Here is a 13,110-nt window from a genome sequence, read left to right as displayed (position 1 = left end):
AACAATCCTAGTTTGGCTCAACCAAACTAGGATTTTCTAACGCGTTTTTGTCTACGATAGCCGTTGAGCTTTTTATTTTCCCAATAGCTGTTAAAGATTTTTTCCTTGCTCTCGCGATTGATTTCTAAAAAGTAGGCATAAATCAAATCTATTAAAATGAGCATAGGGAGTTGAGCGGAAATACGCTGGATGTAAGAAGATTGACTATGACTTGCGACAAGGACCGTTTCGGTGTAGGCCTGACTGTTTTTGTTTGGAGCGCTGGTAAAGAGGATAGTCTTGGCACCCATTTCCTTGGCATCCAACAAACTATCGAGGACGGATTGGGTAGTGCCTGATAGGGAAAAACCAAGTACCAGACAGTTTTCATCCATGATACTGGTCGTCCATGCAAAGCCATCCCGATCGGTCAAAGCTTCACAGACCACACCTAATCGCATAAAACGGAGTTTCATCTCACGGGCAATCAGACCAGAACTTCCCGTTCCAAAAAAGTAAACTCGTTCTGCGTCATCGATTAATTGGGCAACTCGTTCCAGTTGTTCTTCGTCGATCAAATCCTGTGTTTGTTCTCGCATGATACTGTAGCTTCGTAAAACACGTTTGGTCAAAGGACTGTGTTTGTGCGAATGAGTGTCCGGTTTACTAGCCTGATGCTGGTATTGAAAGACGAACTCTCGGTAGCCTGTAAAACCACACTTTTTGGCAAAGCGGGTCAAGGCTGCTTGGGAGATATGTAATTTCTGGGTAACTTGCTGAGAAGAGAGATCATCTTGGATCGTTTCAGCTTGTAAAAAATAGCGAGCGATTTCTTGCTCGAGCTCGGTTAATTCTTCAAAATGGAGATCGATTATGGTTGCGATATCTGGCTTGTTCATGAGGCTCCTTTTTATGAGTCAAAGTCTTAAAAGTTAACGCTTTCCTAACTATTACTATCATTATATCATAGAAAATAGGATAACCAAATAAAAAGGCATTTTCAGTTAAAAGTCAAAAAATGCTTCGACTTTTCCAAGAGTTTCTCCGTAAAATATGGTACAATGAAATGTACTGAACATCACCTGTTTGCTCTATTATTTTATATGTAAATAAAGGTGAAAATCGGAAATTTTTCTAGAAAAGAGTCTTAGTTGTATGAGAAAATTTAATAGCCATTCGATTCCTATTCGGCTTAATTTACTGTTTGCCATTGTTATCCTGTTGTTTATGGCCATTATTGGTCGATTGTTATACATGCAGGTGCTCAATAAAGATTTCTATGAAACAAAATTGGCCTCAGCCAGCCAAACAAGGGTAACAACCAGTTCAGCTCGTGGACAGATCTATGATGCGGCAGGGAAACCCTTGGTAGAAAACACTGTCAAGCAGGTTGTTTCTTTCACACGAAACAATAAAATGACAGCAGCTGAATTGAAGGAAACAGCCAAGAAACTTCTCACATATGTGAATGTGACCTCCCCTAATCTGACAGACCGTCAGATTGCAGACTACTACTTGGCGGACCAGGACGTTTACAAAAAAACAGTCGAATCCTTGCCAAGTGATAAACGCCTAGATTCAGATGGGAACCGCTTATCTGAAGCGACTCTCTACAATAATGCGGTTGAAAGTATTGACGTGAGTCAACTCAATTATACAGATGACCAGAAAAAGGAAATCTATCTCTTTAGTCAGCTCAATGCCGTTGAAAATTTTGCGACGGGTACCATTTCTACGGATGCCTTAGATGATACCCAAGTTGCTCTCGTTGCATCAGCGTCCAAGGAATTACCAGGTATCAGTATTTCAACCTCATGGGATAGAAAAGTCCTAGATACTTCTTTATCGACAATCGTCGGTAGTGTATCAAGTGAAAAATCAGGTCTTCCAGCAGAGGAAGTCGATGCCTATCTTAAAAAAGGGTATTCTCTCAATGACCGAGTGGGAACTTCCTATCTTGAAAAGCAATATGAAGATGTTCTTCAAGGGAAACGCTCCGTCAAAGAAATCCACCTCGACAAACACGGAAATATGGAAAGTGTGGAAAATGTCGAAGAAGGAAGCAAAGGAAACAACATCAAGTTAACGGTTGACCTAGCTTTCCAGAATGGTGTGGACGACCTACTCAAGAGCTACTTCAACTCAGAGTTGGGTAACGGTGGAGCCAAATACTCTGAAGGAGTCTACGCTGTAGCCCTCAATCCTAAAACCGGTGCAGTTCTAGCGATGTCGGGTGTCAAGCATGATGTCGAATCCGGTGAATTAAGTTCAGATTCGCTTGGAACGATAACCAATGTCTTTGTACCAGGATCTGTCGTTAAGGCGGCAACCCTTAGCTCTGGTTGGGAAAATGGGGTCTTGTCAGGAAATCAAACCCTGACAGATCAACCAATCGTCTTCCAAGGTTCTGCTCCGATCAATTCCTGGTATACCCCTTATTACGGTTCTTTCCCGATTACAGCCGTTGAGGCCTTGGAGTATTCATCCAATACCTACATGGTCCAGACAGCTCTTGGCATCATGGGGCAAACTTATCAGCCGAATATGACAGTAGGAACCAACAATCTTGAATCTGCCATGGGAAAACTTCGTTCAACCTTTGGTGAATATGGTTTGGGCGTGTCAACAGGGATCGATTTACCAGATGAGTCAACAGGCTTTATTCCTAAAGACTACGATTTGGCCAACTATCTAAATAATGCCTTTGGGCAGTTTGATAACTACACACCGATGCAGTTAGCTCAGTATGTAGCAACGATTGCCAATAATGGTGTCCGCTTAGCTCCTCATATCGTGGAAGGAGTCTACGACAACAACGAACAAGGCGGTCTAGGAGAACTCATTAAGCAAAATGACAGCACGGAAATGAATAAGATTAATATTTCTGAGTCTGACATGTCTATCTTGCAACAAGGATTTTACCAAGTATCGCACGGGACAAGTGCTCTTACGACAGGTCGTGCCTTTTCAAATGGGGCAGCAGTCTCCATCAGCGGAAAAACCGGTACAGCCGAAAGTTACGTCAATGGCGGCCAAAATTCCGACAATACCAACGCCGTAGCCTATGCGCCAACCGATAATCCGCAGATTGCAGTCGCAGTTGTTTTCCCGCATAATACGAATCTAACTAATGGTGTCGGACCTTCGATTGCTCGCGACATTATCAATCTATACAACCAACACCATCCAATGAACTAGAAAGGAAGCCATGCTTTACCCAACACCTATAGCTAAGCTGATTGACAGTTATTCTAAACTTCCGGGTATCGGGATTAAGACAGCAACTCGACTGGCCTTTTATACCATTGGGATGTCGGATGATGACGTCAATGAATTTGCAAAAAATCTTCTTGCAGCCAAGCGTGAATTGACCTATTGCTCTATTTGTGGACGCTTGACCGATGATGATCCTTGTTCTATCTGTACCGATCCTAGCCGTGACCAGTCTACGATTCTGGTTCTGGAGGATAGCCGAGATGTTGCTGCTATGGAAAACATCCAAGAATACCACGGACTTTACCATGTTTTACACGGTTTGATATCCCCTATGAATGGAATTAGCCCAGATGACATAAACCTCAAAAGTCTCATGACTCGTCTCATGGATAGCGAAGTTTCAGAGGTTATCGTAGCCACCAATGCAACAGCAGATGGTGAGGCGACCTCCATGTATATCTCTCGACTTCTCAAACCAGCTGGTATCAAGGTCACTCGTCTAGCACGAGGTTTAGCCGTGGGAGCAGATATCGAGTATGCAGACGAAGTCACACTCTTACGAGCCATTGAAAATCGGACAGAGTTGTAGGAGTAGACAAATTTACGAACTTCAATTCATTTAGTTAAAAACCAAGGAGACCGAATTTGATGTTAACGGTCTCTTTTTATCTCTCTGAAATTCTAGTACCATGTTCAAGTTTCAAAAAAGAAGCAAATATGATATACTAAAGAACGAGTATTCTATTAGAATTAGGACAAGCAATATGAAACAAACAATTATTCTTTTATACGGTGGGCGTAGTGCAGAGCGTGAAGTCTCTGTCCTTTCAGCTGAAAGTGTGATGCGTGCGGTCAACTACGACCGTTTCACAGTCAAGACTTTCTTCATCAGCCAGTCAGGTGACTTTATCAAAACACAGGAATTTAGCCAGACTCCAGGTCAAGAGGATCGTCTCATGACCAATGCGACTATTGACTGGGATAAGAAAATAGCGCCAAGTGCCATCTACGAAGAAGGCGCAGTGGTCTTTCCAGTTCTTCATGGTCCGATGGGAGAAGATGGCTCTGTTCAAGGATTCCTTGAAGTTTTGAAAATGCCTTATGTCGGTTGCAATATCTTGTCATCAAGTCTTGCCATGGATAAAATCACGACCAAGCGTGTGTTAGAATCTGTCGGGATCGCTCAAGTTCCTTATGTGGCCATTGTCGAAGGAGATGATGTGACTTCTAAAATCGCTGAAGTTGAAGAAAAACTGACTTATCCAGTCTTCACGAAGCCGTCAAACATGGGTTCCAGTGTCGGTATTTCTAAGTCTGAAAACCAAGAAGAACTCCGCCAAGCTCTAGAACTTGCCTTCCAATATGACAGCCGTGTCTTGGTAGAGCAAGGGGTAAATGCCCGTGAAATCGAGGTTGGTCTCTTGGGCAACTACGAAGTGAAGAGCACGCTTCCTGGTGAAGTGGTCAAGGATGTTGCCTTTTATGACTACGATGCCAAATATATCGATAACAAGATTACCATGGACATCCCAGCCAAGATTAGTGATGATGTAGTAGCTGTCATGCGTCATAATGCAGAAACAGCCTTCCGTGCAATCGGTGGCCTCGGTCTGTCTCGTTGTGATTTCTTCTATACCGATAAGGGCGAGATTTTCCTAAATGAGCTCAATACCATGCCAGGTTTTACCCAGTGGTCTATGTATCCACTGCTTTGGGACAATATGGGGTTCAGCTACCCAGAACTAATCGAGCATTTGGTTGACCTTGCTAAGGAAAGCTTTGACAAGCGCGAAGCGCATTTGCTATAAAAATGAAAGAAGGGGTAGAAGTCAGAACGATCACTGCATGGTGACTAGAGTTCTTGGACTTCAACCCTTTTTAAAGGAGTAGAAATGAAATTAACAATCCATGAAGTGGCCCAAGTTGTAGGAGCTAAAAATGACGTTAGTCTTTTTGCGGACGTTCAGTTAGAAAAGGCTGAGTTTGACAGTCGTTTGATTGGGACAGGTGATTTGTTTGTGCCACTTAAAGGTGCGCGTGACGGTCACGACTTTATCGAAACAGCTTTTGAAAATGGTGCAGTAGTAACCTTGTCTGAGAAAGAGGTTGCAAATCATCCCTACATTCTAGTAGACGACGTTTTGACTGCCTTTCAAACCCTTGCAGCCTACTATCTTGAAAAAACGGCAGTTGATGTCTTTGCAGTAACGGGTTCAAATGGCAAGACGACGACCAAGGATATGTTGGCGCATTTACTGTCAACAACCTACAAGACCTACAAAACGCAAGGCAATTACAATAACGAGATTGGTCTTCCCTATACGGTTCTCCATATGCCTGAGGAGACTGAAAAGTTGGTCTTGGAGATGGGGCAGGATCACTTGGGAGATATCCATCTCTTGTCTGAATTAGCTCATCCAAAAACAGCCATTGTGACCTTGGTTGGAGAGGCTCATTTGGCCTTTTTCAAAGACCGTTCGGAGATTGCTAAAGGGAAGATGCAAATTGCTGATGGTATGGCACCAGGTTCTTTGCTTTTGGCACCAGCTGACCCGATTGTAGAGGACTACTTGCCTACAGATAAAAAAGTGGTCCGTTTTGGGCCAGGAGCTGAGTTAGAAATCACGGACTTGATTGAGCGCAAGGATAGTCTGACCTTTAAGGCCAATTTCTTGGAGCAAGCCCTCGATTTGCCAGTGACAGGTAAGTACAATGCCACCAATGCTATGATTGCTGCTTATGTGGCTCTTCAAGAAGGAGTGTCAGAGGAGCAAATTCATCAGGCCTTTCAGAACCTAGAATTGACCCGCAATCGTACTGAGTGGAAGAAAGCAGCCAATGGAGCAGATATTCTGTCTGACGTATACAATGCTAATCCAACAGCTATGAAGTTGATTTTGGAGACATTCTCTGCCATCCCAGCCAACGAAGGAGGCAAGAAAATCGCTGTCTTGGCAGACATGAAGGAACTCGGAGACCAGTCTGTCCAACTCCATAACCAGATGATTTTGAGCCTATCGCCAGATGTGGTGGATACCGTGATTTTCTATGGAGAAGACATTGCCGAATTAAGCCAACTTGCTAGTCAAATGTTCCCAATCGGCCACGTTTATTACTTCAAAAAAACAGCCGACGAGGACCAATTTGAAGACCTAGTAAAGCAAGTCAAGGAAAGTCTCGGTGCGAATGATCAAATCCTGCTCAAAGGCTCTAACTCCATGAATCTAGCCAGGTTGGTAGAAAGTTTAGAAAATGAATGCAAGTGATTTTGCCAAGTATCTGCAAAGAATGATTGCCATTACAGATACTGGATTAACCTTTACAAAAGATCCTTTTGACCGCGAGCGTTACGAAGACTTGCGAAGCCTTTTATCTGAAATGTTGAATCAGGTATCAGACCTCGATGCAGAAGAAGTGGCAGAAGTCTTGAAACCAACGTCCGCTTATGCAACTCCTCTGATGGACGTCCGTGCTTGGATTGTTGAGGATGAAAAAGTCTGTTTAGTTAGAGGAAAAGGGGAGGATAGTTGGGCTTTGCCAGGTGGTTTTGGTGAAGTCGGCTACTCTCCAACCGAAAATATTCTCAAAGAAATTGAAGAAGAAACCGGTTTTACAGCAAAAGCTGAAAGGTTACTTGCAGTTTTTGATACCAATCGTTTCCAACTACAGAGCAAACAATATGCAAAGTTTGTCTTTGAATGCCAACTTCTTGATGGACAATTTCAAGAGAATCAAGAAATTGCTGAGCTTCAATTTTTTGCCATTGACCAATTGCCAGTTTTATCTGAAAAACGCATCACCAAGGAGCAAATGGAGATTCTTTGGCAAGTTTATAAAGGACAAAGAGACCAATATGTTGATTAGTTTATGCTAGAGAAGTTGACAAATCAAAAAAGGGTATCTACAAGGTGCATTTCTGCAATACAAATGATATAATAGGTTGCGAATTTAAGACTCAAGTATTCTATGCATGGCATAGAATCAAGTTTTTTCAAAAAATTTAAAAGCTGGGGGGAGTGAATTTTTTTTACTGCCTCTAGCTAGATGAACGAGGAATAGAATATGAATTTGTGGGATAAATTATTTACCACACAGATATCAGAACCGCCCCAGTTTGAACTTCACTGGTACATTGGTTTGTTATGTTTATTGGCTCTTACTTTTTATGCTTCTTATCGTTTTCGCGACAAAGTTGCTTACCAGCGTTTTATTCAGATTCTTCAGTCTGTTCAACTGATTGTTCTGTATAGCTGGTATTGGGGGAATCTCATGCCTCTGTCAGAAAGTTTGCCCTTCTATCATTGCCGTATCGCCATGTTTGTGATGCTCTTAATTCCAGGGACATCCAAGTACAAACAGTACTTTGCCCTTTTAGGAACTTTTGGAGCAACAGCAGCACTGGCTTACCCACTCTTTGATCCCTACCCATTTCCACACGTGACCATTTTGTCCTTCATTATCGGACATGTTGCCCTTTTAGGAAATGCGCTCCTATACTTGTTTAGAAACTATCAACCTTCCCTTCTCGATTTGAAGAATGTGGTGGTGATTACCTTCGCCTTAAATGGCTTGATATGGGTTGTCAACTTAGTTGTAGGTGGAGATTATGGATTTTTAAACAAACCACCACTTGTTGGAAGCTTCGGCCAGCCCTTAAATTATCTCATTGTTTCGACTGTTATCGTGATAGCAATTCGCTTAACAGGGAAATTAGTAGAAAATTTTTTACAACAAAAATCGGAAGAATTTATTCAAGAGAAGATCTAAAATGATCTTCTCTTTTTTGGATTTTTAAGAAACAAAAAAGAAATTGTGAACGTTAACTTCAAATAATCTCTTAGAAGAAGAATTTTTCTAGAATTTTCTCAAAAAACATGCAGGAATTTTATCAAAAACTAAGCACGATTGGATTTTTTGTGTTATAATATTCTTTGAATAGCTATGCCCAAACATAGTTATTAAATAGAAGTGAGAAACTTGGAAGACAGAGAGGATGCGATGTAATGACTAGAGATGGTTTTTTTACAGGCTTAGATATCGGAACTAGCTCGATTAAAGTGCTAGTAGCTGAGCATAGAGATGGCGAAGTAAATGTAATTGGTGTTAGCAATGCCAAAAGTAAAGGTGTAAAAGACGGAATTATTGTTGATATTGAAGCAGCTGCTTCAGCGATCAAATCCGCAATCACACAGGCAGAAGAGAAAGCTGGTATTTCTATTAAGTCTGTTAACGTTGGCCTTCCAGCAAACCTCTTGCAGGTTGAACCAACACAAGGAATGATTCCTGTAACTTCAGATACCAAAGAAATCACAGATCAAGATGTTGAAAATGTTGTCAAATCAGCTTTGACAAAGAGCATGACTCCTGACCGTGAAGTGATTACCTTTATTCCAGAAGAATTCATCGTGGATGGATTCCAAGGCATCCGTGACCCTCGTGGTATGATGGGTGTCCGCTTGGAAATGCGTGGTCTGCTTTACACAGGTCCTCGTACGATTCTACACAATCTTCGCAAGACGGTTGAGCGTGTAGGTATTCATGTTGATAACGTGATTATTTCACCTTTGGCAATCGTGAACTCCGTTCTCAATGAAGGTGAACGTGAATTTGGTGCGACTGTCATTGACATGGGTGGAGGTCAGACTACTGTAGCGACTATTCGCAACCAAGAATTGCAGTTCACTAACATCTACCAAGAAGGTGGAGATTACGTTACTAAAGACATTTCTAAAGTCTTGAAAACATCTCAAAAAATTGCAGAAAGTTTGAAACTGAACTATGGTGAAGCTTACGTTCCACTTGCAAGTAACGAAACTTTCCAAGTTGAAGTAATTGGTGAAGTAGAACCTGTTGAAGTAACCGAAAGCTACTTGGCAGAAATTATCTCAGCACGCATCAAACATATCTTTGACCAAATCAAACAAGAGTTGGAAAGAAGACACTTGTTAGATTTGCCAGGAGGTATCGTCCTTATCGGTGGAAATGCAATTTTGCCAGGAATTGTTGAATTAGCCCAAGAAGTATTTGGTGTTCGCGTAAAACTTTATGTACCAAATCAAGTTGGAATTCGCAACCCTGCATTTGCGCACGTGATTAGCTTGTCTGAGTTTGCTGGTAAATTGACTGAAGTCAATCTTCTTGCTCAAAAAGCAGTTAAAGGAGATGAATTCCTTCGTCAAAAACCAATCAACTTTGGCATTCCAAATCAACGTTTGAATCCAGTAACGCAACCAAGTCCAGCACAAACAGCTCCAGCTGAAACTGTGCAGGAAACTCCAGTTGCTCCCAAGGAAGAATTCCAAGCAAGTTCTCAAAGTAAACCGAAGTTAACAGAACGTTTCCGTGGTTTGATCGGAAGCATGTTTGATGAATAAAAGAGGATAAGAAATTATGACATTTTCATTTGATACAGCAGCAGCTCAAGGCGCAGTTATTAAGGTAATTGGTGTCGGTGGTGGTGGTGGTAACGCCATCAACCGCATGGTTGACGAAGGTGTTGCTGGTGTAGAATTTATCGCAGCCAACACTGATGTACAAGCCCTTAGCAGTACGAAAGCAGAAACAGTTATCCAACTTGGTCCTAAATTGACTCGTGGTTTGGGTGCTGGAGGTCGTCCAGAAGTTGGACGTAAAGCTGCAGAAGAAAGTGAAGAAGCTTTGACGGAAGCTATCACTGGAGCGGACATGGTCTTTATCACTGCAGGTATGGGTGGTGGATCTGGTACAGGTGCAGCCCCTGTTATTGCACGTATCGCTAAAGATCTTGGTGCTCTTACAGTTGGTGTTGTGACACGTCCTTTCGGATTTGAAGGAAGCAAACGTGGTCAGTACGCTGTAGAAGGAATCAACGAACTTCGCGAGCATGTTGATACTTTGTTGATTATCTCTAACAACAACTTGCTTGAAATCGTTGATAAGAAAACGCCACTTCTTGAAGCTCTTAGCGAAGCAGATAACGTTCTTCGCCAAGGTGTTCAAGGGATTACTGACTTGATCACGAACCCAGGATTGATTAACCTTGACTTTGCTGACGTGAAAACTGTAATGGCCAACAAAGGGAATGCTCTTATGGGTATCGGTATCGGTAGTGGTGAAGAACGCGTTGTTGAAGCGGCTCGTAAAGCAATTTACTCTCCACTTCTTGAAACAACAATCGATGGTGCAGAGGATGTCATCGTCAACGTTACTGGTGGTCTTGATTTGACCTTGATTGAAGCAGAAGAAGCTTCAGAAATTGTCAACCAAGCAGCTGGCCAAGGTGTAAACATCTGGCTTGGAACATCAATTGACGAAAGCATGAAGGATGAAATCCGTGTTACTGTTGTAGCGACAGGTGTTCGTCAAGAGCGAGTGGAAAAAGTAGTTGGAGCTCGTAACAACCAACCAGTTGGACGTCCATCAACTAAAGCTCCACAAGCGCACACATTTGACCGTCAATTCGACTTGGAAGAGACAGCAGAAATGCCTAAATCAAGCCCACGTCGTTTTGAAACAAACCAAGCCTCTGCTTTTGGAGACTGGGACTTGCGTCGTGAGTCAATTGTTCGCCAAACAGATCCAGTTGTTTCACCAGTAGAACGCTTCGAAACACCAGTTTCACAAGATGAAGATGAATTGGATACACCTCCATTCTTCAAAAATCGTTAATCAATGAATTTGAAAAAAAATACTGAATTAGTTTTTCAGCAAATAGCTGATGCTAGTCAAGAAGCCAACCGTGCTCTAGATGCTGTTTCAGTAATCGCAGTGACAAAGTATGTAGATGTACAAACAGCGGAAGCCTTGCTTCCGCTTGGTGTCCGTCATATAGGTGAAAATCGAGTCGATAAATTTTTAGAAAAATATCAGGCCTTGAAAGATTACCCAGTTACTTGGCATTTAATAGGAACACTACAGAGACGGAAAGTGAAAGAAGTAATCCCATATGTGGATTACTTTCATGCTTTAGATTCCCTTAAGTTAGCCCAGGAAATTCAAAAGAGAACAGATCATGTTATCAAGTGTTTCTTGCAGGTCAATATTTCTGGAGAAGAAAGCAAGCATGGGTTTTCAAAAGAAGGATTGCTAGAACTTTTGCCAGAATTGGCTAAGTTAGATCAGATTGAGTATGTTGGTTTAATGACCATGGCTCCTTTTGAGGCAGACAGTGATGAATTGAAAGAAATTTTCAAGGATACGCAGGCTCTGCAAGCAGAAATTAGAGAAAAACAAATCCCTAATATACCGATGACAGAGCTAAGCATGGGAATGAGTCGTGATTTTAAAGAAGCGATTCAGTTCGGCTCAACCTTTGTTCGAATTGGTACAGCATTTTTTAAATAGGAGAGAGCTATGTCTTTAAAAGATAGATTCGATAAATTTATAGATTATTTTACAGAAGACGGAGAAGAAACGACTAACTACCAGACTCAACAAGAGGAAACAGTTAGCCCAGCCATCTCATCTTCTAAAGAATTACCAGCACCTGCTCAGTCAGGATCAGCAAAAGATGCAAATATTACTCGTCTTCATGCGCGACAGCAAGAATTGGCAATGCAAAGCCATCGTTCAGATGAGAAAGTGACAATTGACGTTCGCTATCCAAGAAAATATGAAGATGCAACTGAGATTGTAGATTTGTTGGCTGGAAATGAAAGTATTTTGATTGATTTCCAATATATGACAGAGGTTCAAGCCCGTCGTTGCCTTGATTACTTGGACGGAGCCCGCCATGTCTTAGCTGGGAATATGAAAAAAGTTGCGAGTACGATGTATCTATTGACGCCTGTCAACGTTATCGTGAATATTGAAGATATCAAACTTCCAGATGAATCACAAAGCGCTGAGTTTGGTTTTGATATTAAACGAAATAGAGCAAGATAATGATTTTCTTAATCCGTTTAATCCAAAATGCGGTTAGCATTTATTCCATCATTCTCGTTGCATTTGCTCTTCTTTCATGGTTTCCAAATGCCTATGAAAGCCAACTAGGTCGCTTAGTTATCAGACTTGCTCGCCCAGTTATTGAGCCACTTCGTAAGCTCAATCTACAATTTGCTGGTCTTGATTTTACAGTTTGGGCAGCGCTGATTTTGATTCAGTTTGTTGGAAATCTCTTAACACGACTAGTCCTATTACTATGACAGTAAATCGAGCCATTTATCAGCATTTTTCCCAAGATGATATTCCCTTTATTGATAAGGGATTAGAGTGGATCAAGCGGGTAGAAGATACATATGCACCGGTACTTACTCCTTTTATCAATCCCCATCAGGAACAGATCTTAAGGGTGCTAGCTGGGACATATGGACTGGGTTGCCAAAGTAGTGGTGATTTTCTTCCGACAGAGTCGGTTCGAGTTCTTCTCTATCCAGATTACTTTGAACCGGAGATATCAGACTTTGAAATGGCCTTGTTGGAAATTTGCTATCCGAGTAAGTTTGAACAACTGAGTCATGGAAAAATATTGGGAACAATCATCAACCAACTAGGAATTGACCGTAAATTATTTGGTGATATCTTGGTAGATGAAAAGAGAGCACAGATTTTTGTCAATCGTGATTTCATTCCTCTTTTTCAGGATGGAATAAGAAAGATTGGCAGACTTCCTGTATCGCTGGAGGAACGTCCTTTTACCGATAGGATTTTGTCTAAAATTGATTATAGAGAACGAGAAATTTTAGTTTCGAGTTTTCGATTGGATGCCCTCTTATCAAGTGCCTTGAAATTATCTAGAAATCAAACTAGTCAACTGATTGAGAAAAAATCTGTCCAGGTGAACTATCATCTGGTTGAAAAAAGTGATTACCAGGTCGCAGTTGGAGATTTGATCAGTGTGAGAAAGTTTGGTCGTTTGAAAGTTGTCAAAGACAATGGTCAGACCAAAAAGGATAAGAAAAAACTAATAGTCCGGCTACTTTTAAGCAAGTGAGAAAA

General features: G+C 41.6%; 13 protein-coding genes. 12 read left to right on the top strand and 1 reads right to left on the bottom strand.

The window, feature by feature from the left end:
* Positions 1-26: 26 nt before the first annotated feature.
* Positions 27-878 carry a MurR/RpiR family transcriptional regulator gene (locus P8P68_RS04355; RefSeq protein ID WP_071851247.1) on the bottom strand — a complete coding sequence of 284 codons (852 nt, stop codon included), beginning with the start codon at positions 876-878 and terminating at the stop codon, positions 27-29.
* Positions 879-1,134: 256 nt separating this feature from the next.
* Between P8P68_RS04355 and pbp2b the strand changes: the two genes are divergently transcribed.
* The 12 genes from pbp2b to P8P68_RS04295 all read left to right on the top strand — a co-directional run bounded on the left by pbp2b (position 1,135) and on the right by P8P68_RS04295 (position 13,105).
* Entirely contained in the window at positions 1,135-3,177 is a 2,043-nt protein-coding gene (gene pbp2b / locus P8P68_RS04350) for a penicillin-binding protein PBP2B (protein ID WP_278276258.1), read from the top strand.
* A 10-nt stretch (positions 3,178-3,187) separates the two neighbouring features.
* The gene (gene recR / locus P8P68_RS04345; protein ID WP_000966747.1) at positions 3,188-3,784 is read left to right on the top strand and encodes a recombination mediator RecR; all 597 of its coding nucleotides are present in this window, start codon (positions 3,188-3,190) and stop codon (positions 3,782-3,784) included.
* A gap of 175 nt (positions 3,785-3,959) precedes the next feature.
* Positions 3,960-5,003, top strand: a complete 1,044-nt coding sequence (locus P8P68_RS04340; RefSeq protein ID WP_278276257.1) for a D-alanine--D-alanine ligase — start codon at positions 3,960-3,962, stop codon at positions 5,001-5,003.
* 84 nt (positions 5,004-5,087) lie between these two features.
* The gene (murF, locus tag P8P68_RS04335; RefSeq protein WP_278276256.1) at positions 5,088-6,461 is read left to right on the top strand and encodes a UDP-N-acetylmuramoyl-tripeptide--D-alanyl-D-alanine ligase; all 1,374 of its coding nucleotides are present in this window, start codon (positions 5,088-5,090) and stop codon (positions 6,459-6,461) included.
* Positions 6,448-7,059 carry an NUDIX hydrolase gene (locus tag P8P68_RS04330; protein WP_278276255.1) on the top strand — a complete coding sequence of 204 codons (612 nt, stop codon included), beginning with the start codon at positions 6,448-6,450 and terminating at the stop codon, positions 7,057-7,059. The genes murF and P8P68_RS04330 overlap by 14 nt, the downstream gene beginning before the upstream one ends.
* A gap of 198 nt (positions 7,060-7,257) precedes the next feature.
* Positions 7,258-7,962 carry a TIGR02206 family membrane protein gene (locus tag P8P68_RS04325; RefSeq protein ID WP_001055269.1) on the top strand — a complete coding sequence of 235 codons (705 nt, stop codon included), beginning with the start codon at positions 7,258-7,260 and terminating at the stop codon, positions 7,960-7,962.
* Between the two features lie 236 nt (positions 7,963-8,198).
* Positions 8,199-9,569, top strand: a complete 1,371-nt coding sequence (gene ftsA / locus P8P68_RS04320; protein WP_042902687.1) for a cell division protein FtsA — start codon at positions 8,199-8,201, stop codon at positions 9,567-9,569.
* A gap of 16 nt (positions 9,570-9,585) precedes the next feature.
* Entirely contained in the window at positions 9,586-10,842 is a 1,257-nt protein-coding gene (gene ftsZ / locus P8P68_RS04315; RefSeq protein WP_000144262.1) for a cell division protein FtsZ, read from the top strand.
* Positions 10,843-10,845: 3 nt separating this feature from the next.
* Positions 10,846-11,517 carry a YggS family pyridoxal phosphate-dependent enzyme gene (locus P8P68_RS04310; protein ID WP_278276254.1) on the top strand — a complete coding sequence of 224 codons (672 nt, stop codon included), beginning with the start codon at positions 10,846-10,848 and terminating at the stop codon, positions 11,515-11,517.
* Between the two features lie 9 nt (positions 11,518-11,526).
* Positions 11,527-12,057, top strand: coding sequence for a cell division protein SepF (locus P8P68_RS04305; RefSeq protein WP_000053366.1), 531 nt, complete (start codon positions 11,527-11,529; stop codon positions 12,055-12,057).
* Positions 12,057-12,317, top strand: coding sequence for a YggT family protein (locus P8P68_RS04300; protein WP_000576501.1), 261 nt, complete (start codon positions 12,057-12,059; stop codon positions 12,315-12,317). The genes P8P68_RS04305 and P8P68_RS04300 overlap by 1 nt, the downstream gene beginning before the upstream one ends.
* Entirely contained in the window at positions 12,314-13,105 is a 792-nt protein-coding gene (locus tag P8P68_RS04295; RefSeq protein WP_000217810.1) for an RNA-binding protein, read from the top strand. Before P8P68_RS04300 ends, P8P68_RS04295 begins: the two co-directional genes overlap by 4 nt.
* The last annotated feature ends 5 nt before the right edge of the window (positions 13,106-13,110 follow it).

It is taken from the genome of Streptococcus sp. D7B5, assembly GCF_029691405.1.
Taxonomy (GTDB): Bacteria; Bacillota; Bacilli; order Lactobacillales; family Streptococcaceae; genus Streptococcus.
This window is presented reverse-complemented; position numbering and strand designations above follow the sequence as displayed.